Raw genomic sequence first — 24,152 nt, 5'->3', positions numbered from 1 at the left:
GGGCATGGGGAGCACTGCAGTGGCGAGCCGCTGGGCAAGCGAGGCGATGACCCGGCGGGTCAAGCGCCGCTACGCCGCCGAGCGCCGGTTCAAGGCGCTGGGCCTTGCCGCGATCCTGGTCAGCCTTGCCTTCCTCGCCTTCCTGCTGATCACCATGACGCTGCGCGGCCTCGGCGGGTTCAGCGCGACGTTCCTGACCGCGAGCGATGCGACCGACCCTTCGCAGGTCGGCGTGTGGGGCGCACTCAAGGGGTCGTTCCTGACCATCCTCGTGACGATGGCGCTGGCGTTTCCAGTCGGCGTGCTGGCGGCGGTCTACCTCGAGGAGTTCGCCAAGCGGAACCGCTGGAACGACTTCATCGAGGTCAGCATCAACAATCTCGCCGCGGTGCCCTCGATCATCTTCGGCCTGCTCGGCCTTGCCGTCTTCCTCAACACCATGCAGCTGCCGCGTTCGGCGGCGCTGGTCGGCGGGCTGACGCTGGCGCTGATGACCATGCCCGTCATCGTCATCGCCGGTCGCAACGCGATCAAGGCGGTGCCGCCGTCGATCCGTGACGCGGCGCTGGGCGTCGGCGCGTCCAAGATGCAGGTGGTGTTCCACCACGTCCTGCCGCTGGCGCTGCCCGGCATTCTCACCGGCACGATCATCGGCATGGCCCGCGCGCTGGGCGAGACCGCGCCGCTGCTGATGATCGGCATGCGCGCCTTCATCGCCACGCCGCCGGGCAGCCTGGTCGATCCGGCGACGGTGCTGCCGGTGCAGATCTTCCTGTGGTCGGACGAGGTCGACCGCGCCTTCGTCGAGAAGACCAGCGCGGCGATCATTGTCCTCCTGCTGTTCATGCTGTTGATGAACGGCCTCGCCATCTATCTTCGCAACCGCTTCGAGCGCCGCTGGTAAGGCCGCCTGACCATGAACGACGAGAAAGAACCCATCCTCACCAATTCGGCGGTGCCCTTCCCGTCGACCGCGATCGCGCGGGAGGCGGAGGAGAAGGACGTCCTCACGCCCGACCTCAGGCCCGAAGTCCAGGCGCCGATGCCGGTACCGGCCGAGCCGGCGCGGACGATCGTCCCGGGCGAGGCCGATGTCGCGACCACGCCCAAGATGCGGGCCGAGGACGTGCGCGTCTATTACGGCGAAAAGGAAGCGCTGAAGGGCGTCTCGATCGAGGTGCACGACGACAAGGTCACCGCCTTCATCGGCCCGTCGGGCTGCGGCAAGTCGACCTTCCTGCGCTGCCTCAACCGGATGAACGACACCATCGCGGGGGCGCGGGTGACCGGGATTATCACGCTCGACGGCGAAGACATCACCTCGCCCGACATGGACGTGGTGCAGCTCCGCGCCCGGGTCGGGATGGTGTTCCAGAAGCCCAATCCTTTCCCGAAGTCGATCTTCGAGAATGTCGCCTACGGGCCGCGCATCCACGGGCTGGCGGATGGCAAGGACGAACTTGCCGGGATCGTCGAGAAGAGCCTGCGCCGTGCGGGCCTGTGGGACGAGGTCAAGGACCGGCTCGACGAGAGCGGCACCGCGCTGTCGGGCGGGCAGCAGCAGCGCCTGTGCATCGCCCGCGCCATCGCGGTCGATCCCGAAGTCATCCTGATGGACGAGCCCTGCTCGGCGCTCGACCCGATCGCGACCGCCAAGATCGAAGAACTGATCCACGAGCTGCGCGGCCGTTATGCGATCGCCATCGTCACCCACAACATGCAGCAGGCGGCGCGAGTCAGCCAGCGGACCGCCTTTTTCCACCTCGGTGAACTGATCGAATACGGCAAGACCAAGGAGATCTTCACCAACCCGCGCGAGCAGCGCACCCAGGACTACATCACCGGCCGGTACGGCTGAGGGAGACTGACATCGTGGCTTCCCAGGGACATACGCTCAAAGCGTTCGACGAGGATCTCGACCGGCTGCGCGCGCTCATCACCGAGATGGGCGGGCGGGCCGAGCATGCGATCATCGAGGCGATGCGCTGCCTTTCCGAGCGCGACGGCGACGCCGCGCTGCGGGTGATCGAGGACGACAAGCGCATCGACGCGCTGGAAGTCGAGACCGAACGGCGCGTCATCCAGCTGATCGCGCTTCGTGCGCCGATGGCGGGTGATCTGCGCGACGTGGTCGCGGCGCTCAAGATTTCCGGCGTGGTCGAGCGGATCGGCGATTATGCCAAGAACATCGCCAAGCGCGTGCCCCTCTTGGAGGACGCCGGGAAGATCGAGCCGCTGTCACTGCTGCCCGAAATGGCGCGGATCGCGGTCGGCATGGTTCACGACGTGCTGAACGCCTTTGTCCAGCGCGATGCCGACGCCGCGGTGCGGGTATGCCAGCGGGACAAGGCGGTGGACGATTTCTACGACAGCATCTTTCGCACCCTGCTGACGCACATGATGGAAAACCCCCATATCATCGGCCAGTCGGCGCACCTCCTGTTCGTCGCCAAGAACCTGGAGCGCGTGGGCGACCATGCGACCAACATCGCCGAGATGGTCTATTACGCCGCGACCGGGCAGCACATGGCCGACCGGGTCAAGGGCGCGGAAGGGTTGAGCCGCTGATGGCCCGGCAGGCGCAGCTGCTGCTGGTCGAGGACGACCGTTCGCTGGCCGAACTCATCACCTTCCACTTCGAGCGGGAGGGCTATCGGGTCACCCGTACCGGGGATGGAGAGGAAGCGCTGATCCTTGCCGACGAGGTCAGTCCCGATCTGATGATCCTCGACTGGATGATCGAAGGCATCAGCGGCATTGAGGTATGCCGGCGGCTGCGGCGGCGGCAGACCACCGCCAACCTGCCGATCCTGATGCTGACCGCGCGCGGCGAGGAGGACGATCGCGTCCGCGGGCTGGAAACCGGCGCCGACGACTACATCACCAAGCCGTTCAGCCCCAAGGAACTGGTCGCACGGGCAGCCGCGGTCCTTCGCCGCGTGCGCCCGGCGCTGGCGGCGCAGACGCTCGACTATGCCGGCCTCGAGATGGACCTTGTCGCGCACCGGGTCCGCCGCGACGGCAAGACCATTTCGCTCGGCCCGACCGAATATCGCCTGCTCCGCCACTTCCTGGAGAACCCCGGAAGGGTCTTCTCGCGCCAGCAATTGCTGGAAACGGTCTGGCCGCACAGCGAGGACATCGAACTGCGCACCGTCGACGTGCATATCCGCCGTCTGCGCATGGCGATCGGCGAGCCTGACCTGGTCCGGACGGTTCGCAGCGCGGGCTATGCGCTGGACGCGGAAGCCATCGCCTAGCTGCTGACGTTGATCGCCCAGAGGCTTGCGCCGAGGCTGATCAGGAAGGCGAGCAGGATCAGGAAGAAGCGTCCCACAGCCGCCTGGGCCCGGACGACATGCTCTTCGTCGAGCCAGTATGGTCCGCCACCAGCGTCACGAACATAGCCCTGCTTGACCAGCGAGCGCAGGGTCGCTGCCGCACCGCTGGCCGAGAGGTCGATCGATGCCGCCGTTCGGACGCTGGTCGCCCCTTTTGCGCGCAGCTGCTTGGTCAGGTCGTCACTGTCATGCTGCTGTTGCGAGGCGACTGCGATCAGGGCGGCGTTGATCCCGGCGTTGGCCATGACGGCATCCTAACGGAACCGTGCCGCTCCCCCAAGCGATTCACGCCTGTAACGATCTTCAGGAGCCTTGTGACATGGCCGCTCGTCCCAGCTGGCGCGGACAGATCCGCCTCGCCCTTGTCTCCATCCCGGTGGAGATCTTCCCCGCGTCCAAATCGGGCGCGAGCATTTCCTTTCACCAGATCCACGAGCCGACCGGCAAGCGGATCAAATATGAAAAGGTCGCGCCCGGTGTCGGACCGGTGAACGCTGACGACATCGTCAAGGGCTTCGAGGTGTCGAAGGGCGAATATGTCCTGCTCGAACCCGAGGAGATCGAGAGCGTGAAGCTCGAAAGCCGCAAGACGCTGGAACTGGCACAATTCGTCGATGCGGATGAGATCGACGCGCTCTACTACGACAAGCCCTATTTCGTGGTGCCGGCCGACGACCTTGCCGAAGAAGCGTTCATCGTGCTGCGCGAGGCATTGCGCCGGGCCCGCAAGGTGGGGATTGGGCAACTGGCGATGCGCGGCCAGGAATATGTCGTTGCGCTGAAGCCCTGCGGGCGCGGGATCCTGATGGAAACGCTGCGCTATGCGGACGAGCTCAACAAGGCGTCGAGCTATTTCCGCGAGATCGACGATGTCGAACCGGATGCCGACCTGCTCGAACTGGCGACGACGCTGATCGACAAGAAGAGCGGCAAGTTCGACGCCAGCGAGTTTCACAATCGCTACGTCGATGCACTGCGCGGCCTGATCGAGGAGAAGCGCAAGAAGAAGGGCGGCGGGCTGGTCATTCAGGATGCCAGCACCGAACTGCCCAAGAAGAGCAATGTCGTCGACCTGATGGCGGCGCTGAAGAAGAGCTTGGGCGAGAGCAACGACAATCCCGCGGCCAAGGCTCCGGTCAAAAAAGCAGCGGCCAAGAAGGCTGCTGCGCCGCGCAAGCCCGCCACCCCGCGCAAGGCTGCCGGGGCCAAGAGGTAGGCCGCCATGGCCCGTGCCGCCCGCCGCGCTTCCGGAATTCGGGGCCTCGATATCGAGACCTACAACGCCAAGCGCGACTTTGCGAAGACCAAAGAGCCCAAGGGCCGCAAGCTGAAAGGCAAGGGCGACAGCTTCGTCGTCCAGAAACACGACGCCACCCGGCTGCACTGGGACTTCCGGCTGGAGCTTGATGGCGTGCTCAAAAGCTGGGCGGTGCCGAAGGGGCCGAGCCTGGATCCGGCGGTCAATCGGCTGGCGATGCGGACCGAAGACCACCCGCTCGATTATGGCACCTTCGAGGGCATCATCCCCGCCGGCGAATATGGCGGCGGCACGGTGATGCTGTGGGACCGCGGCCGCTGGATCCCGCACCCCGACAAGGACCCGCGCAAGACGCTGGAAGAAGGCCATCTGCACTTCACGCTCGAAGGCGAGCGGATGAAGGGCGAGTGGGTCATGTTCCGGATGAAGGCCAAACCGGGGGAAAAAGGCGAGGCGTGGATGCTTAAGAAGGTAACCGACGAGGCCGCCGCGCCGGACGAAGGCGACGCACTGGTCGACCAGTGCCTGACCAGCGTCGAGACTGGCCGGAGCATGGCCGAGATTGCCGCAGGCGAAGATGTCTGGGAATCGAACCGCGGCGGCAAGAAGGGAGGCCGGACCAAGCGCAAGGTCGCTCCGCCGCCCGCTTTCCTCGAGCCGCAGCTGGCGACCCTTGCCGACCACCCGCCGACGGGCAGCGGGTGGATCCACGAATATAAATATGACGGCTACCGGCTGCTGCTCAGCGTGGGCGAGGGCGGGGCGGTGGCGTGGACCCGCAACGGCAAGGACTGGTCGGACTATTTCCCCGAATTGGCGGCGGCAGCGGCGGCGAGCCTGCCGGGCGGATGCCTGCTCGACGGCGAAGCGGTGGCGCTCGATGCCGACGGCAAGCCGAACTTCTCCCTGCTGCAATCGACGATCAAGGGCGGCAAGGGGCAGGACCGGCCTGACCTTGCCTTCTACGCCTTCGACCTGCTGGTCGACCGTGGCGAGGATATCCGCAAGCTCACCAATCTCGAACGCAAGCAACGGCTCGCGGCCTTGATGAAGGGGGTGTCCGCGCCGCTCATCTATGGCGACCATGTGGTTGGCAAGGGCGAGCAACTGTTCGACAGGATCTGCGCCGACGGGGGCGAGGGCATCATCAGCAAGAAGGCCGACGCTCCCTACCGCGGTGTTCGGACCAAATGCTGGCTCAAGGTCAAATGCATCGCGCGGCAGGAATTCGTGATCGTCGGCTGGCAGGCGAGCGACAAGAGGCGGGGCTTTCGATCGCTTCACCTCGGCGTCAACGAGAACGGCGCGCTGCATTACGTCGGCAAGGTCGGGACCGGGTTCGACACGGCGACGCTGGAGAGCCTGTCCGAGCGGATGGCGCCGCTCAAACTGGACAAGCCGGCGCTCGACGTGCCGCGGACGGCGCTTCGGGGATCGACCTGGATCACGCCCGAACTGGTGGCCGAGATTGCCTATACCGAATTCACCAGCGACGGCGTGCTGCGGCACCCGAGCTTCCTTGGCCTTCGTGAGGACAAGGGCGCGAAGCAGGTAGTGCTCGAAACGCCGACCCACGTGCCCGAGGCGAAGGCGAAGAAGGGCGCGAAGGCCGCGCCGCTGCGCACCGCCGCCGACTTCAAGCTTCGGTTGACGAGCCCGGACAAGGTGATCTTCCCCGAGGACGGACTGACCAAGGGCGAATTGGCCGATTATTATGCGGCGGTCGGCGACCTCATGATGATCGACCTCGCGCGGCGGCCCATGACCCTGATCCGCTGTCCGTCGGGGAGGGCCAAGAAATGCTTCTTCCAGAAGCATGATACCGGGTCGATGGGCGCGCATGTGCTCCACATTCCGGTGACCGAAGGCGCCGGCACGACCGAGGAGGATTATCTCTACGTCGAGGAGATCGCCGGGATGCTCGAATGCGTCCAGATGAACACCATCGAGTTTCATGGCTGGGGGAGCCGGATCGATCCGCTGGAAAAGCCCGACCGGCTCGTGTTCGACCTCGACCCCGACGAGGGGCTGGGGTTCGACAAGGTCAAGGTCGCGGCGGTGCGGCTGCGCGAACTGCTGGCGGACCTCGGCCTCGAGACCTTTCCGCTGCTGTCAGGGGGCAAGGGCATCCACGTCATCGCGCCGTTGGACCAGAGCCGCGAATGGCCGGCGGTGAAGAGCTTTGCCGAACGCTTCAGCCGCGCGATCGCCGAGGCGGAGCCGGAGACCTTCACCGCCAATATCCGCAAGAACCAGCGCACCGGCCGCATCTTCCTCGACTGGCTGCGCAACCAGCGTGGGAGCACCGCGGTGATGCCCTATTCGGCGCGCGCCCGCGAAGGCGCACCGGTCGCGGCACCGGTATCGTGGGAGGAACTGGACGGGCTCGAGGCGGCCAATGCCTTCACCATTCGTGATGCGGCAAAGTTGCTGGAGCGGGCGGCGGGCCGGGGTCTGAAGGGCTGGGGACAGGCCAAGCAGGCGTTGCCTGAAGCCTAACGGCAGCCGGCGCGCCATTGCAGGCGAACGGGCTTCAGCTACCTTTGGCGACCAGGCCGGACGGATCGGCAATCGGTGGCCGGTGGAGGGCGCAGGAATGGATCGCTTGAAGCGCAAGGATTATGAGGAGCTTGCAGCACCGCTGCAGGTCGAGCTGGTCGCCATGGCGCAATGGGCGGCGAGCACCGGGCAGCGCATCCTCGTCATCTTCGAAGGGCGCGACACGGCCGGCAAGGGCGGGGCGATCAAGGCCGTCGCCGAGAACCTCAATCCGCGCCAGTGCCGGATCGTTGCGCTTCCCAAGCCGACCGAGGCGGAAGCCGGACAATGGTATTTCCAGCGTTATGTCGCTCATCTTCCCGGCAAGGGCGAGATCGCGCTGTTCGACCGCAGCTGGTACAATCGCGCGGGCGTCGAGAAGGTGATGGGCTTCGCCACCGCCGAGCAGGTCGATGCCTTCCTCGACGCGGTCCCCCGGTTCGAGAAGATGCTTGTCGAGGACGGCATCCTGCTCTTCAAATATTGGCTGACGTGCGACCAGGCCGAACAGGAAAAGCGCTTCGGCGAGCGGCTGGTCGATCCCCTGAAACAGTGGAAGCTGTCGCCGATCGACGAGGCGGCGCGCAAGCATTACGCCGCCTATACCGAAGCGCGCGACGCGATGCTGAAGGCATCCCACAGCAAGCATGCGCCTTGGACGCTGGTCGACTTCAACGATCAGCGCCGGGGCCGCCTGACCCTGATCCGCGATCTCCTCGACCGGCTTCCCGATATCGCGGCGGAGCAGCATCCGGCAGCGCTGAGCCCGCTCGGCCACGAGCCGCTGGAGGAGAAGTTTGACGACTTGAACCCGATTAGGTCGTTCACGCAGGCCTGACCGAAGCGGTCATGCGCCGATCGGGGCAGCCAATTTCGGCTACGATCCCAGTGCGAGCAGGTTCCAGCTAAATTGTGGCTCGATAGCGCCCACGACGAACAGCGCCGGCGTCGACGTTGCGGCAGATTCGATCCGAGACGCTTCCTCGCTGGCACCGAGGGAAGCATTCGAGAACGCCGTCGCCATAGCTGCAGCAGGCGGCAACCCTTGCGGATCGTATCCGCCGAAATTCTCCTTGGTGAAGGAGGCCTTTGCGTCGCCTTCGAAGACGAGCAGATCCTTGAAGCCGTAGGCCGAGGACGATCCGTCGCGATCCACTTGGAGAACCGTGGCCGAGCCTCGGTCGATCAGCTTCAAATGCCCCGACACGAACGGGTTGGTGATCTGGTCCCAGTTGGTTAGGTAGCTAGACAAGGCGTAGACGAAATCGATCCGGTCGCCGATCGGGCCGACTTCGAAATCTTTAACGGTGATGACGCCGAATGTCCCCGTCCCGAGGGCGTTTTCAGGGAGGACCAGGTCGTCGGAACCCGAGCCGAGGGACAGCGAGATTGCCAGGCCCTGGGTCGACATCATTACCCGATCGGTGCCCGTGCCGGCGTCGATCGTTGCCGAGCCTGACATTCCAAAAGCGACCCCGATGTAATCGTCACCGTCGCCGCCGGAGATACGGAAGTCCGTACCCGCGAAGTTGACGACCACGATGTTATCGGTGTCGGCTCCGCCATCGAGAAGGGCGCTGTTCCCGTCGTAATCGCTGAGCCGGTCAGCCCCCGGTCCACCGTAAATCTCGTCGTTGCCAAGCGATCCGGTCAGTGTGTCATTCCCGAGACCACCGCGGATGATGTCGTTCCCGGCACCGCCATCGATGGAGTCGTTCCCGCCAAGGCCATCAATGATGTCGTTTCCGACCGATCCTTTAATCGTATCGGGACCCTCGGTGCCGAAGATATTGGTGGAAGGAGGCTGCGACCCTTGCGGATCGTAGCCGCCGAAATTTTCCTTGGTGAAGGAGGCTTTGGTGTCGCTTTCGAAGACGAGCAGGTCCTTGAAGCCGTAGGCCGAGGACGATCCGTCGCGATCCACCTGAAGCACGGCGGCCGAGCCTCGGTCGATCAGCTTCAAATGTCCCGACACGAAGGGGTTGGTGATCTGGTCCCAGTTGGTGAGATAGCTCGACAAGGCATAGACGAAATCGATCCGGTCGCCGGCGGTGCCGACATCGAAATCCTTGACGGTGATGACGCCGAAATTTCCCGTTCCGAGGGCGTTCTCAGGAAGGACCAATTCGTCGGAACCGGAACCGAGGGACAGCGAGATCGCCAGGCCCTGAGTTGACATCATGACCCGGTCTGCGCCGGGACCAGCGTCGATCATCGCCGAGCCGGAGGCTCCAAAGGCGACGCCGATGTAGTCGTTTCCGTCTCCGCTGAAGATGCGGAAGTCGGTGCCCGCGAAATTGACGGCTACGATGTTGTCGTTGTCGGCGCCGCCGTCGAGAAACGCACTGTCGCCTTCGGAATCGCTGATCCGGTCGGCGCCCGGCCCGCCGTAAATCTCGTCGTTGCCGAGCGACCCGGTTAGCGTGTCGTCGCCAAGGCCGCCTCGGATGATGTCGTTTCCGGCACCGCCGTCGATGGAATCGTTGCCGCCAAGGCCGTAGATGACATCGTTTCCGACCGTACCCTTTATCGTATTGGCAACTTCGGTGCCGACGATCGTTGGGGGCGGGCCCGCGGGCTCAACCGCATCGGCCACCGACGTAATGGTCTGGTAGCCCAGCTTCACTAGGCCCGAGGAAGAATCGACCGACAGGATCCTCACGGCGTCGTTGAACGATATGTCCGTCCCGACAGAACCCGCGGGAAGGGAGACCTTTAGGCCCGCCCCTTCGAAGGTGACTTGGGCACCCGATCTCCTGACGGAGATGTCGGCCGCATTGAACGGCAATCGGATGGTGTCGCCACCCGTGTTGAAGGAAGGATCGAGAACGACATTGCCGTACAATATCGTGATGACCTCACCGCCGGATGTCGTCCCGACGACCACGACGTCGCCGCCGATCGTCACATCCTCGCCAGGTGTGGTGAGAGTTAAACGCGCCACTATACTGCCCCCTACACGCCGCCGGTGAGGCGACCGGCGCAAGAAAGCACACGGCAAATCCCGGTTCAATCGCGATTTATTCCGTAAAAGTTTAACGCACTTTAATGGCGAAGCTAGTTCCGCTGTCCTAGCATCGGTCAGCGCCGCCGGGGCGGTGGACGATTATGCGATTTAAAGGCATGTTTCCGTCCTTCTCGGGAGACCTTGCGATTGCTGCAGGAGAAGGTTCGGGCAAGTGGCGGGGGGCAGGGCCACCGCTTCGAGGTGGGGACGCTCGCCCGGTTCTGCCTGCGCGCGCCTGACGGGGCGGTCATCCCCGTCCGCGGCCGCAAGACCCGCGCCTTGCTGTTGTTCCTCACCGCGTCGGGCGCGCGCGTGTCGCGCGAAAGCGTTGCCGCCTTGCTGTGGAGCGACCGCGGCGGCGACCAGGCGCGGGCCAGCCTGCGGCAGTGCCTGCATGAGCTGAGGCAGCTCGACTGGGGCGGCCATGGCTGTCCGATCGGCGCCGACGGGGAATTCATCGTGGTCGAGCCGGGGCGGCTGGCGCTCGACCTGCTGCTGATCCGCGAGAAGGCCGAGAGCGGCGACCTCGAGGGACTGACCGCCGCGCTTGGTGCCGACCGGTTTGCGGGGCGCCTGGTCGATGATCTCGACGGCCTCGACAATGAGTTCGACCAGTGGCTGCGGCAATTGCGCAGCCGTGAGCCGGGGGAGACCATCGACCTGCTCCTCTCCGCCTACGAGCGGCGGGGCTGGGCGGCTGACGTCGGGGCGGCGCGGGAGCTGCTGGCGGCGATCGAGGCGCTGGACCCGTGCCGCGAGGACGTCGCGCGGCTTCAGCTCAGGCTCGAGCAGCAGGCGGGCGAGCGCGAGGCGTTCGACCGACGCTGGGCGCGGCTGGTGCTGGCGTTGCAGACCGAGCTTGGCGCTTCGCCCTCGGCGGCGACGGGCAGGGCGCATGCCGACCTGCAGGCAAACTGGCCGGCCGGTGCCGGGACCCGCGTACCTGAATTGGCCAAGGAAGTCGCTGCGTCGCGGCGACGGCGGCCGTGGCTGGTTCCCGGCCTTGCGCTACTCGCGGGGGCGGCAGCGGTCGGGGCGATAAGCTGGGCCCCGTCGGCCCCATCGGCCGAGACGGCGATTTCCGCCCCGCCCGTCGTCGCGGTGCTGCGCTTCGAAGGCGGCGCTACCGATCAGCCGTTCCTGGGCACGGGGCTGTGGAGCGACGTGCGCACCGCGCTTTCGCGCAACACGGGGCTGCGGCTGCTTGGCCAGGTCACGACCGACGCCGGCGCGAAGGCGGGCTTCTCAGCGGGGGAATGGAAGAGCCGGGCGGGGGCAGATTACGTGCTGGCCGGCACGGTCGCGCGCGAGGGCGGAACGGTCAGGCTGACAGTGGACCTGACGCGGACCAGCGACGGGCTTCTGTTGTGGCGGGAATCCTTTGCGGCGCCGCTCGACCGGCAGAGCGTCATTTCGGCGGGGATCGAAGGGCAGCTGCGCAGCCGGCTGGCGCCTGACGGCGGGCGGCGCGCGATCGACATCACGACCACGTCGGCGGTGCTTGCGCTGTACAGCGAAGCACGGGGGCTGCTTGGCAGCGGCAAGGACGAGGACCAGCTCCGCGCGCGGCGCCTGCTGCAGAAGGCGGTCGCCAGCGACCCCAATTACGCGCCGGGTTGGGCTGCGCTGGCCGAGGCCGATTACCGGGTCAATTCGGGCGTGATCGACGATACGGCGCTGCGCGAGGAAGCCCGCCGGGCAAGCCAGCGCGCGCTGACGCTGGCGCCCGAACTTGCTGATGCGCATGTCGCAGCGGCGCTTACCGAGGGGCTCGGCACGGCGGCCGCTCTGCAGCGGCTGCGGACCGCGGTCCGGCTCGACCCGAGCCACGTCCAGGCGTGGAAGTGGCTTGGCGACGCGCTGGCCCGGCAGAACGATCGGACTGCAGCGCTGACGGCCTATGAAGCGGCGGTGCGGCTCGACCCCCTGTACTGGCCGGCGATGACCGGGATGGCGGAGATCGCGGCCGATACGCGAAAGCCGGCAATCGTCGACGGCCTAATCGGCACGGCCGCGAGGGCCGGGGCGGGAGCGGACGTGATGGCGGCGCTGCGCGGGTATCGCGCGCTCGCGGGCGGAGACCTGTCGGGGGCGGTGGTGCAGCTGTCGCGCGGCGGTCTCGACAATGCGGGTCGGACGCAGCCCGCGGCGCTCTTGGCGTGGGTGCAGGCGCTCGGCCGGCTCGACCTGGTCGAGCGGCTGCACAAGGTGGTCGAGTGCCCGCCCTGGTATCCGGCACTGCTGCGGGGAAAGATCGGGCCGCCCGCGAGTGTCGACGGCAAGGCGATTTCCCCCGCCGAATTCTGGATGTCCTTCTATTTCTCCCACGCGGCGAGCAGGGCGCTGTTCAACGCTGGCGAAACCCGGCGGCTGGTCGACATTTACCGCGCCGGATTCGGCGACGCCGACCGTTTCATCGAGGAAACGCGGCGGACGCAGCAGTTGACCGGCCTCGCCCCGACGCTGGCGATGGCGCTCACGGCCGAGGGGTCGGACGGCGAAGCACGCTACATCCTGCGGGCGGCCGAGCGCGAGATCGGCGACCCCCGGGGCGAGCTGAGCGGCGAGGACCTGGCCGATCTTGCAAGCATCAAGGCAGCGCAGGGCGAGCGCGGTCAGGCGCTGAAGATACTGGGGAGGGCTGTTCATTCCGGCTGGCTCCCGGGAGCGAGGACCAAGCCGACCGATCTTGCCGAAGAGCCGGCGTTCAAGGACCTCCGGTCCGTGCCGGCCTTCGAGTCGATCCGCCGGCAGGTTCGAACGACGATCATGCGCGAACGCGCGAAGCTACAGGCAATCGCCCCGGCATAACTAGCCCAGCGCATTTGCTGCGCCTTCCAAAGCTGAAATCCTGTTTCAAATCGCGTCCAGCTCTGGGGCAAAGTGCGTATTTAACGCTCCGCTAACGCTGAAATCACGCCCGTATCACGACCCCGGTGCGAGGACTTCCCTCACGAATCGGGTGATCCAGCTTCGAGCGGTTGCCCGGTGGTCCTCCGAAGGAAGGAGAATCAAACGGTGCACCGGTCCAGTTTCAAGAAGGTTGTAACAAGGATTGCCCCGGCGCGCCGGGGCAAGCGCGATAGGCTGGCCATGCGCGCAAGCCTTGCTCTCGTATGCGCCGCATTTCTTGCGGCGCCGGCGCAGGCCGGCTTGCTGGTCAACGGAAGCTTCGATGACGTCCCCTTTTTCACGGGTTGGACGCCGTTCGGCCCCACGACATCGCTGCAGCTCCAAGTGGGTAACAATACCGATGGGTTGAGCCGCGCCGCCGTTTATACAGGTTCGTCGCTGGGCGGCCTCTTCCAAACCGTCAGCACGACCCCGGGCGCGAGCTATACCGTCCAGTTCGACCTCTACACCGCAGGCTTCAGTTTCGATCGCACCTGGGAAGTCAGCTTCGGAGATCAACAACTGCTGACTGGCGGGTTTTTCGGCAGTTTATGGACGCGTTACACCTATGACGTCGTGGCGTCCGGCCCGTCTTCCGAGCTCAGGTTCAGCTTCCTGACCTTGAACAGCGACATCTACATCGATCGGGTTTCCGTCACCGGCCCGAGCGCCCCCGCCGTGCCCGAGCCGGCGACCTGGGCGCTGATGCTGTGCGGGCTCGGGACGATCGGTTGGTCGCTGCGGCGGACACGGCGGACGAGCTTGCGCCGTCAGCAGTGCTGCAAGCGAAGGAGTGTGGCCGAGGCAGGCGGAAGCATCTGAACCGGAGGAAGCTGACATGGCATCTGATTTCACCGTCATCCAAGCCGTTCGACAGCGTTTCGGCGCCCCGAGTGACGCAACGAGGGAATTTTCGGTCGACTGGAACGCCCCCTTCGTCGGTCAATCCAAGCAATTTCCCTTTACCTGTCCCAACGTCGTTTCCACCGAATGGGCCATATTGCAATTCGAAACGGTCGGGGTCGATTCAGGAAGGTTGGGGCGGGACGATCCGTTGCGGCAGAACCCCTCAACCGCGATCCTTCGGATAAACGGCGTCGATATCCCCGGGGGGATCAAGGCGGGCCCGACCTATAAATTCGATAACCAGCACTACCCTATCTGGAAGAGCCACGCGCTGCTCGTCCCGCAGAATACGCTGAAAGAGCAGAACGTCCTCCACATCGAGGCCGTGACCATCGGCTTTGGCGCGATTGACGAGTTCGTGCTGGATAACGTCTTTGTCCAGTTCAAGACGGCAAGCGGCCTTCGCGTGATCGATCCCCGCTAGTCGGCGACCGCAGCGGGCCTGCCTCAGCTGTTGTTGCGCCGGTCCAGCGCGATGCCGGCCAGATTCTGGTGGCGCGGGAGCCAGCGAAGGCGGCGGGGCGGGACTGACGCGGCGGCTGCGGTGAAGCGGGCGAGGTGAGCGCGGGCGGCCGGGGTCCGGCACGCCGCTGCCCCACTGGCCTGGGCGATGATATTGCGGCTGTCGCCGAGGAGGTCGAAGGCGGGAACGCCGAGCGCCTGCGCGACCTGCAACGCGCACTGCAGCGCAAGCCATTCGGCATCGCTGCTGCAGCCTTCGCCAAGATCATCGAAGAAATGAACCGTGCCCCGAGCGACGACTGCGACCTCGATCCGCCCGGGGTTCGGCCGCGCGCCGCCGTCGAAGAAGACCTTGACGGGCGACGCGGGCAGGTGACCGGCAAGATAAGGCATGCCCCTTTGTATAAAAAGCAAGCAGATGGGCGAACCCTCGTTAGCCAATCTTGACAAAACGAACCAAAAAGGATAACTGCCTTCGTGCTTTTTCCAAGGGACGTCGGGGTGATCAGAAACACCAAAGGCCATCAGGTTCAGTTTCAGGAAGATCAGCGAGAAGCGTTCACGCAGGAGCGGCAAGACCGATTTCTCACCCTCTTTTCAGCGACCAGCAATATCCGTTACTGCTCCCGGGAGATCGGGATCGCCACCTCCACAATCCACCACCGTCGGCGCCATGATCCGGTCTTCCGTGCGGCCTTCGCGGCGGCCCAGGAGCAGGCAGTTGTTTCGCTTCGTGCCGAAATGGTTAGTCGTGGCCTTGCCTTGCTGCAGGCCGCCAGCCCCGACGAAGCGGCTGACGCAGCCCTGTCGGGGATGGACGCCAAGCTGATCCTGTCGCTGATCGAGCAATATGAACGCTCGCACGGCAAGGAGCCGGGCGACATTAAGCCGCAGAAGTCGGACGCCGGCGAGGCGACGGCGCGGCTGCAGGCGCTGCTGATCCGGATGCGGCTCGAGCGGCAGCGCGAGATGGAGGAACGACGCAAGGAGCGGGCCGAGCGGAAGCGCTGAGCGATGGACGGGAAAATGTCCCCGCGCGAGACGCTGCGCTACCTTGCCAACGGGCCGCGGTGGCTGCGCGACAGGATGCCGCTCGACTATCTGTCGAAGGCCGACCGCCGCGCGCTCGGCTGGTCGTGGACGGTGTTCGAACGCGAAGGCCAAGAGCCGCCAGAGGGTGACTGGTCGATCTGGCTGCTGCAGGCCGGGCGCGGCTTCGGCAAGACCCGGGTCGGGTCGGAGTGGGTGCTGTCACAGGCGCGGACTTATCCCGGCTGCCGCATCGCGCTGGCCGGCGCGACGATCGAGGAAGCGCGGCGGATCATGGTGGAGGGCGAAAGCGGAATTCTCGCCTGCGCTCCGCCCGGCGAGGAGCCGCGCTGTATTGCCAGCCGGAACGAGCTGTTGTTCAAATCGGGGGCGATTGCGACGCTTTACAGCGGGGCAAGCGGCGAAGCGTTGCGCGGGCCGCAACATCAGTTCGCCTGGGCCGACGAGCTGGGGAAATGGGCCGATGGGCCCAATGCCTGGAGCAACCTCCAGCTCGGGCTGCGGCTGGGCGAGGCGCCGCGCAGCGTGGTGACGACGACGCCCGGAAACAACGACCCGCTGCTGGTCGCGATCGCCGCGCAGGCGGGAACAGTGACGACCGGCGGCAGGAGCAGGGACAACCTCGACCTGCCGCAAGCGTGGCATCAACGGATGGAAGCGCTCTACCGGGGGACGCGGCTCGGCCGGCGCGAGCTCGATGGGGAACTGACCAGCGAGGCGGAAGGTGCGTTGTGGTCACGCGACCTGATCGAGAAGAGCCGTATCGGTTCGCAGGACTGGGGCGCGGTGGTGCGCGTGGTGATTGGGGTCGATCCGCCGGCCACCAGTACCGGCGACGCGTGCGGGATCGTGGTGTGCGGGCGGACCGACGAGAAGCGGCTGATGGTGCTAGCCGACCTTAGCTGCCGCGGACAGTCGCCGGCGGGGTGGGCGGCGAAGGTCGCCGAAGCCGCGGCGGCGTGGGCGGCGGATCTGGTGGTGGTCGAGGCAAATAATGGCGGCGACATGGTGCTTCAGGTGCTGACGCAGGCGGACGTCAATTTGCCGATGCGCAAGGCCAATGCCTCGACCGGCAAGGGCGCGCGGGCCGAGCCGATCGCGGTATTGTTTGAAAACGGCCGAGCGGGGCTGGCCGGAATGTTTCCCGAGCTGGAGGACGAATTGTGTCAGCTGACGGCCGCGGGGTTCGTCGGCAAGGGATCACCCGACCGGGCCGACGCCATGGTCTGGGCGCTGCACGAACTCAGCGGACGGCCGAAGGCGAAGCCGGGACTACGGGGATTCTAGGCCGCCCGGATCAGAAGCTCAGTTCGTCGTAGACCTTGGTCACGTCCCCCTGCCAGTCGCCGTTGTACCAGGCGAGCAGGCGGTCCGCGGGAGTGACGCCAGTGGCGATGACTTCACGCAGGGGGTCAAGGAAACCAACCTCGTTGGTTCCGCCAGTGTCGAGCTCGGCGCGCGCCGAAAGGCCCGCGCTGGCGATCTCGAGAACGCGGGCGCCAAGGTCTCGAACGGTGCCGCCGCCGGGAACCGGAGCCTCGAGCGCCTGGGCCGGGACGGCGGAGCGGAGCGCCTCGCGCTCCTCGATCGTCCAATGCTTGACGAGGTCCCAGGCGGCGTCGAGCGCCCCCTGGTCGTAGAGCAGTCCGACCCACAGGGCGGGAAGCGCGCAGATCCGGCCCCAGCGCCCGCCGTCGGCACCGCGCATCTCTAGGAAGCTCTTGAGCCGGACCTCGGGAAAGGCGGTGGAAAGGTGGTCGGTCCAGTCGGCGCGGGTGGGTCTTTCGCCCGGCAGCTGCGGGAGCTTGCCGTCGAGGAAAGCGCGGAAGCTTTCGCCGGCGCAGTCGATGTACCTGCCGTCGCGCATCACGAAATACATCGGCACGTCGAGCGCGTAGTCGCAATAGCGTTCGTAGCCGAAGCCTTCCTCGAACACGAACGGCAGCATGCCCGTGCGGTGGCGATCGGTGTCGGTCCAGATATGGCTGCGGAAGGACTTGAAGCCGTTGGGCTTGCCCTCGGTCAGCGGCGAGTTGGCGAACAAGGCGGTGGCAAGCGGCTGGAGGGCCAGGCCAACGCGAAACTTCTTCACCATGTCGGCTTCTGAACTGTAATCCAGATTGACCTGGATGGTACAGGTGCGAAGCATCATGTCGAGCCCGAGACCGCCCACCCGCGGCATGTGCCGGAGCATGATCGCATAGCGCCCCTTGGGCATGATCGGCAGTTCGGCGCGGGCTTTGTCTGGCCACATGCCGAGCCCGAGGAAGCCGAGGCCGAGCTTGTCTCCGACGGCCTTGACCTGCTCGAGATGACGGCCGGCCTCGGCGCAAGTCTCGTGCAGGGTCGCCAGCGGCGCGCCCGACAGTTCGAGCTGGCCGGCGGGTTCGAGGCTGATGGTGCCGTCGCTGCCGGTCAGGGCGATGATCTTTCCGTCTTCCTCGACTGGGCGCCAGCCATAGTCGGTCAGGCCGGTGAGGAGGTCCCGGATCCCGCCCGGTTCGTCCCACGAGGGGGCGCGGTGGTCGGCGAGCCGGTAGACGAACTTCTCGTGCTCGGTGCCGATGCGCCAGTTAGCCTTGGGTTTTTCGCCCTTCGAGAACTCCGCCAGAAGGTCGGCGCGGCCCTCGATCAAGGGGCTGTCGCTAAGGTCTGTGCGGGTCGTCATGAAGCCGCGTTAGCGCCAATCTCCGGCCGCCGCCATATAGAGGGCGATCGCGGCGAGCGCGGCGGTTTCGGCACGCAGGATGCGCGGCCCGAGCCCGATGCCGGTCGCCTCGGCGGCAAGGATCCGGCTCCGCTCCTCGGGCGTGAACCCGCCCTCGGGACCGGTGAGGATCGTGGTCGGCCCGGGGACGGCCGCAGCGGTCAGCGGCGCGCCGCCGGTTTCGTCCGCGAACAGGAGGTGGCCGTGATCGCTGGCCAGAAGCGCATCGAGCTTCATCGGCGCGGCAAGGGCCGGAAGCCGGGTCCGTCCGCATTGCTCCGCGGCCTCGATCGCGATCGCCATGAGGCGGTCCGGGTTGAGGCGCTCGACGATGGTGCGCTGGGTGATGACCGGCTGGAGATTTGCGACGCCAAGCTCGGTTGCCTTCTCGATAAGCCATTCGAGCGGCGCGCGCTTGACTGGCGCAAAGGCGAGGGTGAGCGGCGGGAGCGCCTCGGCCGGTTGGACCTGCGCGAGGGCGCGGAGGACGAGTTTCTTCTTGTGCGCGGCCTCGATTGTGGCGCGCCATTCGCCATTATCGCCATTGAAGAGGAGGACCTCGTCGCCCTCAGAGAGACGAAGGACATTGGCAAGATAATGCGCCGGCTTGTCCTCGACGAGGATCGCGATCGCCTCGGCCAGCGGCTGATCGACGAACAGGCGAGGAAGGCTGCGCGGCGGCCAGGCTGGGGTGGCGGGCATGACCGCGGACTAGCTCGCGACTACAGGCATGTGAAGACGGTGTTCGGACTTGAAAGATGAATCAGATCTCAAGTCGCTCGTGGCGGAGCGGGTGGGGATCGGTGCTGCGACGAAAAGACGCGTGGCAGTGCATTCTGCGCCGAACGTCGCCGCCGCTAGCGTATGACCCCGGCAAACGGTTGACCGCGGCGGGCGGGGCGTGGCAGGGCTTGGCGCGCCTTGGACATGGGCGGGTGTAGCTCAATGGTAGAGCAGAAGCCTTCCAAGCTTACGACGAGGGTTCGATTCCCTTCACCCGCTCCAGCGCTGCGATTCCAACCATTTTGCCTGACGGGCGCTCCAGCTGGAGAACTAGCTCCAGCCTTTGGCGCGACCTTCGCTCAAAGCAGCAGCCGCAGTTGCCGCTCGATGTCCTCGCCGGTGAAGGGTTTGCTGAGGATGGTGACGTCCGCAAGGTCGTCGGGGAGGACGGTCGAGCCGTCATAGCCGGTGGTGAAGACGAAGGGGATTTTGCGCTCGCGCAGGATGCGGGCGATGTCCCAGCTCATCTCGCCGTCGAGATTGACGTCCAGCAGCGCGGCGTCGACATCTTCGCTGGCGGCCAGCTCAAGCGCCCGGTCGACGCGGGTGGCCGGGCCGACCATCTCCCAGCCAAGGTCCTCCATCACGCCTTCCATGGTCATGATGACCAGCGAGCTGTCCTCGACGACGAGGATCCGCCGCGCGAGTTCGGGCTGCGGTGGGGCAGGCGGGGGCGCCTTCTCGGCGACCGGCTCGACGGGATAGCCCGAAGCACGGGCAATGGCCGCGGGCGGGAGGAAAATGTCGCAGGCGACACCGCCGGGTTCGAACCGGACTTCCGAGCGTCCTCCCGTTTCCATGCTGAGCGCGCGTTGGATGAGCGTGGTGCCGAAGCCCCTTCGCTTTGGCTCCTGGACGGCAGGGCCGCCGGTTTCGCGCCATTCGAGGGCGAGCCCGCCTTCCGCGGTCAGCTGCCAGCGCAGCGAGAGCCGGCCGCTGTGGACCGAGAGGGCGCCATATTTCGCGGCATTGGTGGTGAGTTCGTGAAGCGCGAGCGACAGCGAAAGGGCCGCCTTGGGGGCGAGGAGGACGTCGGGGCCGCCAACCATGGTCATGCCGGCATCGCCTGAATTGAAGTGGTCGATCTCCTCCCGGATGAGGTTGAGGAGGTTGACGCCTTCCCACCGGCTCTTGGTCAGCAGGCTGTGCGCCTTGGCCATCGACTGGATGCGGCGGTTGAGGCCGGTGGCGAAGTCGGTCAGGCTGTGGGCGCTGCGGCTGGTCTGGCTGATCAGCGCGGAGATGTTGGCGAGCGTGTTCTTCACCCGGTGGTCCAGTTCGGCCATCAGCAGGCGTTCCTGCTGGTAGGCGCGCTCGCGCTCGCGGTTGGCGACCTCGATCCGCCGCAGCACCACGTCGAGGAGCGAAACGCGAAGGTCGAAGGCGGCGTCCTTGTCCGCAAGGTTCCAGGGCGTGGCCCGGCCACGAACGGTCTCGGTCCACACCTCGAACGACTTGCGCGGGGTCAGGCGAATGCCGTTGGGGCCGACTTCGACCGGCTTGGTGGGATTGCCGCCCCAATTCACGTTCTCGACGACTTCGGGCCGGAACCAGAGGATGAAGTCACGCGGATCACGCGACACCGACACCGCGAGCAGGCCCGAGGCGACGTCCTCATAGGCCTTGGCTTCCGGCCACTCCTCGCCGAGCCGGTCGGTGACGAAAATGCCATCGCCGCTATCCTCGATCTTCTGCGTCAGCCAGTCGGTCAGCGCGGCGATCTGATCGTCGGTCGGGGTCCGCCCGAGCGAGGTAATGGCATTGTTGACGCGGACGGCCACGCCGCCCGGGTCGGTTTCGCGCAAGGACCGCCCGCCCGCCTGGATGTAGTCGAGCAGATTGGGCGTGTTGCGGATGAGACCCTGGCCGTAATCCTCGTCGTCCGCGAGGTTGTGCATGAGCTGCTGCAGGACCTTGCGGCTGGCGAGCCGCGCTTCGAACTGCTCCGCGCGCTCGCGTGCCTCTAGCTGGAGCGAGAACATCGAGCCGAACAATTCGCACACCGCGCGCAAGTGCCGCGGCAGGCGGCGCGGGCTGTAATGATGGCATGCGAACAGGCCCCACAGCTTGCCTTCGCGGATAATCGAGATCGACATGGACGCGTCGACGCCCATGTTGCGCAGATATTCGCGGTGGATCGGCGAGACGTCGCGGAGCAGTGCCTGGCTCATGTCGAGCGGCTTGCCGGTCACGGGATTGTCGGTCGGAACCAGCCGTGCGGGCTCGTAGTCGACCTGGGTGATCAACCGCAGCCAGTTCTGAAGATAGAGCGCGCGCGCCTGCTTGGGGATGTCGGACGCGGGATAATGGAGGTCGAGGAAGGGCTCCAGCCGCTCTTCCCGGCTTTCGGCAAAGACCCAGCCGGCCCCGTCCTCGAGGAAGCGATAGACCATCACCCGGTCATAGCCGGTGATCTGCTTCACGCGCTGGGCGGCGGCCTGGCAGAAACCGTCGAGGGTAGGGATCGCGTCGAGGCCGTGCAGCATCTCCTGCACGCAGCCGAGCGGGTTTTGCGCATGGACGTCGGCCGGGTCGGCCTGTTCGACTTCGATGACCAGCAGCCCGTCGGTCTTGTGGACGCTGGCATCGAGGGGACGATCGTCGCTCACCCGCAGAAAGGGATTGAGGAGGTGGCGCGGCTTGATGAGGTCATTGTCGGCGATGAGGGCGCGCAGCTTGTCCATCTGCTCGGCGCTGAAAAGGTTGTCGGCCTGCGCGCCGACCAGGGTGTCGAGCGGCCGGCCGAGAAGGCCAACGCTGTCGCCTGCGGCCTGCACGATGTTCCAGGTCGCAAGATCGATTACCAGCATCGCGCCATGCGGGAGGATCGCACCGGGAATGTGGATCGGTTCGCGGTCGCAGTTGGTCAGGTCAACGGCCGCAGGATCGGCGACAGCGGCGGGAGTGATCGTCATCGGTTATCCTCGGGAAATCTCGCCGCCACGTCCCGTGCGGCAGTCTCGAACAGGGAAAAGGTGTGGCGGGCGGCCGCGATGACCTCCGGCAAGGAGTGGCGCACGACGTCCGACGCGTTGAAGTAGCTGACGAAGCTCGGCCACAGCCGCTCGCCTTCTCCGTGGAGAAGGTAGCGAGTGGCGGTCCGGCAGCGGGGATCGGCGGCCGCGCCGACGTGGCGGGCAAGGATCGCGCCGCCGAGGCGCGAGCCTTCAAGCACGTAGAGCGCGCCCATCACCTCGGCCGGGGAGAAAGCGGCGACAGGCGCCTCCCCGCCATCAGCACTAGCGTCAATGCCGAGATCGCGAAGATCCGCGGCGAGCGCCTCCGACCGGCAGCGGCTGGGCCAGTCGGCGAGATGATCCTCGACCGACGACGCGGCGAGAGACCGTTCAAGCGGGGGAAGGACCGCCTGATGCGCGCTCAGGAATCGACGGTATCCCTCGGCAGTCGCCATGTCGAAGGCACCGAACGCCGCATCGACGCGGTCGTGCGCGCTGCGCGTCGCCGCCCGGAGCAGGTGACGGGGAGCAGCCGTGTCGCGGTCCGGATGCGGGGCAAGGCGAACGGCGTCGGTCACAGTGCGTCGTCGGTCCTGCAACAAGGGTAAGCCAATGTCCGAGTCGCTCCTGCGCCGTAACGATTCATCCGTGCTAGCGGCCTGCTGACGGGCATGACAGGCATTTGCGTCGGGATAGTGCCGTCCGATCGCCAGCGGGGGCGCCGTGACCGTCTTTATAGGTGCGGTCAACCAGACCCGCAGGCCGGTAGTGCCCGTTTAGAGCACCTTGGTATTGTAGCTGTGCCAGGCGAGGACTGCCGCCGCGCCGCGGTAGGGGGCCCAGCCGGCCGCGCGTTCGCGCAGCCACTTTTCGGCCGGGCGTTCTCCGGTCCCGAGCAGGCGGCCGAGTTCGATCTGGACGGCCAGGTCACCGGCCGGAAAGACGTCGGGCCGGCCTTCGGCGAACAAAAGGTAGATTTCCGCCGACCAGCGGCCGATGCCCTTGACGCGGGTCAGCAGCGCGATTGCTTCCTCATCGTCTTGCGGCAGGTTGACGAGGTCGAGTTCGCCCGAGAGGGTGAGGGTGGCGAGGCTGCGCAGGTAGCCGGCCTTTTGCCGCGACTGGCCGAGCGCGCGCAGTTCCTCGTCGCTGGCGGCGGCGAGACGTTCAAGGTCGGGCGGGTCGCCATAGGCTTCGGTCAGCTTGCGCCACATCGACTGGGCTGCGGCGACACTCACCTGTTGGCCGACGATGGTGCGCAGCAGGGCGGCGGTGCCGCGTTCCGAACTGCGCGGGTCGGGCGGGCCGTGACGGTCGATGGCTGCGACGAAGGCAGGCTCGGTCGCCATCAGGTGCGCGAGCGCTTCCGCCATGCTGTCTGGGGTGTGGACCATGGCTCAGCCTATCGTTCGTGCTGAGCGAAGTCGAAGCACGGCAGCGCCATGCCCTTCGACTTCGCTCAGGGCGAACGAATTTGGGCGCGGGTCTTTCACTTGCCCGCCTCGGCTGCCGCGTAGAGGGCGATGGCGGCGGCGTTGGAGACGTTGAGGCTTTCGACCGCGTCGGTAATCGGCAGCCGGGCAAGCGCGTCGCAATGCTCGCGGATGTTCTGGCGCATTCCGGGGCCTTCGGCGCCGAGCACCATCGCCACCCGCTGCGGGCCGAGCGCTTCGCCGAGGGTCGACTGCGCGTCGCCGGCAAGGCCGATCCGCCAGAAGCCGGCTTCCGCCATCTCGTCGAGGGCGCGGGCAAGATTGACGACGCGGACCCACGGCACCCGCTCGAGCGCGCCCGACGCGGCCTTGGCGAGCGCACCGCCTTCGGGAGGCGAGTGGCGGTCCTGGGTGACGATCCCGATCGCCCCGAAGGCAGCTGCCGACCGCAGGATGGCGCCGACATTGTGCGGGTCGGTAACCTGGTCGAGGACCAGCAGGGTCGCCTTCTCGTCGGCCTCGGCGAGGAGATCGCCGAGCCATATGTCCTCGAGCGGCTCGACCTCGATCACCACGCCCTGGTGCGGCGCGTCATTGGGGACGAGGCGGGCCAGGTCGGTGACCTCGGCGCGGGTCAGGACCACTTCGGGCGGGAAGTTCATCAGGGTCGTCGCTTCCTGCGTCGCCCAGGCCTTGAGCACCCGGCGGTCAGGATTGTCGAGCGCGGCGGCGACGGCGTGGCGGCCCCAAAAGCGCGGACGATTGGCGCTTCCGTGGGAGGATTGGTGCGATTTCTTGCGGCGGGTCATGGAAGGCGG

General features: G+C 66.3%; 21 protein-coding genes and 1 tRNA gene. 13 read left to right on the top strand and 9 right to left on the bottom strand.

Annotated elements, in window-relative coordinates:
* The first annotated feature begins 4 nt into the window (after window positions 1-4).
* The 4 genes from pstA to phoB all read left to right on the top strand — a co-directional run bounded on the left by pstA (window position 5) and on the right by phoB (window position 3,260).
* On the top strand, window positions 5-904 hold the full coding sequence (gene pstA, locus ABD729_RS01180; RefSeq protein WP_344709609.1) for a phosphate ABC transporter permease PstA: 900 nt from the start codon (window positions 5-7) through the stop codon (window positions 902-904).
* Between the two features lie 207 nt (window positions 905-1,111).
* Complete coding sequence (gene pstB / locus ABD729_RS01175) at window positions 1,112-1,858, top strand: phosphate ABC transporter ATP-binding protein PstB (RefSeq protein WP_344709608.1); 747 nt, start codon at window positions 1,112-1,114, stop codon at window positions 1,856-1,858.
* Between the two features lie 14 nt (window positions 1,859-1,872).
* Window positions 1,873-2,568, top strand: a complete 696-nt coding sequence (gene phoU, locus ABD729_RS01170; RefSeq protein WP_344708329.1) for a phosphate signaling complex protein PhoU — start codon at window positions 1,873-1,875, stop codon at window positions 2,566-2,568.
* Window positions 2,568-3,260, top strand: a complete 693-nt coding sequence (gene phoB / locus ABD729_RS01165) for a phosphate regulon transcriptional regulator PhoB (RefSeq protein WP_344708328.1) — start codon at window positions 2,568-2,570, stop codon at window positions 3,258-3,260. The genes phoU and phoB overlap by 1 nt, the downstream gene beginning before the upstream one ends.
* Here phoB and ABD729_RS01160 read toward each other — a convergent pair.
* Entirely contained in the window at window positions 3,257-3,586 is a 330-nt protein-coding gene (locus ABD729_RS01160) for a hypothetical protein (protein ID WP_344708327.1), read from the bottom strand. The genes phoB and ABD729_RS01160 overlap by 4 nt on opposite strands.
* Before the next feature lie 74 nt (window positions 3,587-3,660).
* Here ABD729_RS01160 and ku point away from each other — a divergent pair, with 74 nt between their 5' ends.
* From ku to ppk2, 3 genes are all read left to right on the top strand, one after another.
* A complete protein-coding gene (gene ku, locus ABD729_RS01155) occupies window positions 3,661-4,557 on the top strand; it encodes a non-homologous end joining protein Ku (RefSeq protein ID WP_344708326.1) in 897 nt (298 codons plus the stop codon).
* A gap of 6 nt (window positions 4,558-4,563) precedes the next feature.
* A complete protein-coding gene (gene ligD / locus ABD729_RS01150; protein WP_344708325.1) occupies window positions 4,564-7,098 on the top strand; it encodes a DNA ligase D in 2,535 nt (844 codons plus the stop codon).
* A 97-nt stretch (window positions 7,099-7,195) separates the two neighbouring features.
* Window positions 7,196-7,975: a polyphosphate kinase 2 gene (gene ppk2, locus ABD729_RS01145; RefSeq protein ID WP_344708324.1), complete on the top strand. Its 780-nt coding sequence runs from the start codon at window positions 7,196-7,198 to the stop codon at window positions 7,973-7,975.
* Window positions 7,976-8,014: 39 nt separating this feature from the next.
* On the opposite strand, the gene ABD729_RS01140 is transcribed toward ppk2, so the two are convergent.
* Window positions 8,015-10,045 (bottom strand): calcium-binding protein, encoded by a 2,031-nt coding sequence (locus ABD729_RS01140; protein ID WP_344708323.1) that lies wholly within the window; start codon window positions 10,043-10,045, stop codon window positions 8,015-8,017.
* 246 nt (window positions 10,046-10,291) lie between these two features.
* Here ABD729_RS01140 and ABD729_RS01135 point away from each other — a divergent pair, with 246 nt between their 5' ends.
* The 3 genes from ABD729_RS01135 (at window position 10,292) to ABD729_RS01125 (ending at window position 14,366) form a co-directional block, all read left to right on the top strand.
* Window positions 10,292-12,955 (top strand): tetratricopeptide repeat protein, encoded by a 2,664-nt coding sequence (locus ABD729_RS01135; protein WP_344708322.1) that lies wholly within the window; start codon window positions 10,292-10,294, stop codon window positions 12,953-12,955.
* Window positions 12,956-13,237: 282 nt separating this feature from the next.
* Window positions 13,238-13,858 carry a PEPxxWA-CTERM sorting domain-containing protein gene (locus ABD729_RS01130; RefSeq protein WP_344708321.1) on the top strand — a complete coding sequence of 207 codons (621 nt, stop codon included), beginning with the start codon at window positions 13,238-13,240 and terminating at the stop codon, window positions 13,856-13,858.
* Between the two features lie 16 nt (window positions 13,859-13,874).
* Window positions 13,875-14,366, top strand: a complete 492-nt coding sequence (locus ABD729_RS01125; RefSeq protein WP_344708320.1) for a hypothetical protein — start codon at window positions 13,875-13,877, stop codon at window positions 14,364-14,366.
* A 23-nt stretch (window positions 14,367-14,389) separates the two neighbouring features.
* On the opposite strand, the gene ABD729_RS01120 is transcribed toward ABD729_RS01125, so the two are convergent.
* A complete protein-coding gene (locus tag ABD729_RS01120) occupies window positions 14,390-14,797 on the bottom strand; it encodes a reverse transcriptase-like protein (RefSeq protein WP_344708319.1) in 408 nt (135 codons plus the stop codon).
* Window positions 14,798-15,166: 369 nt separating this feature from the next.
* Here ABD729_RS01120 and ABD729_RS01115 point away from each other — a divergent pair, with 369 nt between their 5' ends.
* Together ABD729_RS01115 and ABD729_RS01110 are read left to right on the top strand one after the other, a co-directional pair.
* Complete coding sequence (locus tag ABD729_RS01115) at window positions 15,167-15,415, top strand: hypothetical protein (protein WP_344708318.1); 249 nt, start codon at window positions 15,167-15,169, stop codon at window positions 15,413-15,415.
* A 15-nt stretch (window positions 15,416-15,430) separates the two neighbouring features.
* On the top strand, window positions 15,431-16,741 hold the full coding sequence (locus ABD729_RS01110; RefSeq protein ID WP_344708317.1) for a phage terminase large subunit family protein: 1,311 nt from the start codon (window positions 15,431-15,433) through the stop codon (window positions 16,739-16,741).
* Between the two features lie 10 nt (window positions 16,742-16,751).
* Here ABD729_RS01110 and ABD729_RS01105 read toward each other — a convergent pair whose 3' ends face one another.
* Complete coding sequence (locus ABD729_RS01105; protein WP_344708316.1) at window positions 16,752-18,122, bottom strand: glutamate--cysteine ligase; 1,371 nt, start codon at window positions 18,120-18,122, stop codon at window positions 16,752-16,754.
* A gap of 9 nt (window positions 18,123-18,131) precedes the next feature.
* A complete protein-coding gene (locus ABD729_RS01100; protein WP_344708315.1) occupies window positions 18,132-18,863 on the bottom strand; it encodes a 16S rRNA (uracil(1498)-N(3))-methyltransferase in 732 nt (243 codons plus the stop codon).
* A 229-nt stretch (window positions 18,864-19,092) separates the two neighbouring features.
* On the opposite strand from ABD729_RS01100, the gene ABD729_RS01095 reads away from it, so the two are divergent.
* Window positions 19,093-19,166: transfer RNA gene (locus tag ABD729_RS01095), tRNA-Gly, on the top strand.
* Between the two features lie 77 nt (window positions 19,167-19,243).
* Here ABD729_RS01095 and ABD729_RS01090 read toward each other — a convergent pair.
* The 4 genes from ABD729_RS01090 to rlmB all read right to left on the bottom strand — a co-directional run bounded on the left by ABD729_RS01090 (window position 19,244) and on the right by rlmB (window position 24,143).
* Entirely contained in the window at window positions 19,244-21,859 is a 2,616-nt protein-coding gene (locus ABD729_RS01090; RefSeq protein WP_344708314.1) for an HWE histidine kinase domain-containing protein, read from the bottom strand.
* The gene (locus tag ABD729_RS01085; protein ID WP_344708313.1) at window positions 21,856-22,479 is read right to left on the bottom strand and encodes a biliverdin-producing heme oxygenase; all 624 of its coding nucleotides are present in this window, start codon (window positions 22,477-22,479) and stop codon (window positions 21,856-21,858) included. Before ABD729_RS01085 ends, ABD729_RS01090 begins: the two co-directional genes overlap by 4 nt.
* Before the next feature lie 198 nt (window positions 22,480-22,677).
* On the bottom strand, window positions 22,678-23,295 hold the full coding sequence (locus tag ABD729_RS01080; RefSeq protein WP_344708312.1) for a DNA-3-methyladenine glycosylase family protein: 618 nt from the start codon (window positions 23,293-23,295) through the stop codon (window positions 22,678-22,680).
* 95 nt (window positions 23,296-23,390) lie between these two features.
* Window positions 23,391-24,143 carry a 23S rRNA (guanosine(2251)-2'-O)-methyltransferase RlmB gene (rlmB, locus tag ABD729_RS01075; protein ID WP_344708311.1) on the bottom strand — a complete coding sequence of 251 codons (753 nt, stop codon included), beginning with the start codon at window positions 24,141-24,143 and terminating at the stop codon, window positions 23,391-23,393.
* Window positions 24,144-24,152 lie beyond the last annotated feature (9 nt).

It is taken from the genome of Sphingomonas humi (assembly GCF_039536725.1).
In the GTDB taxonomy this organism is placed as follows: Bacteria; Pseudomonadota; Alphaproteobacteria; order Sphingomonadales; family Sphingomonadaceae; genus Sphingomicrobium; species Sphingomicrobium humi.
Note: the sequence above shows the minus strand (reverse complement) of the source record. Positions and strands in the feature narration are given on the sequence as shown.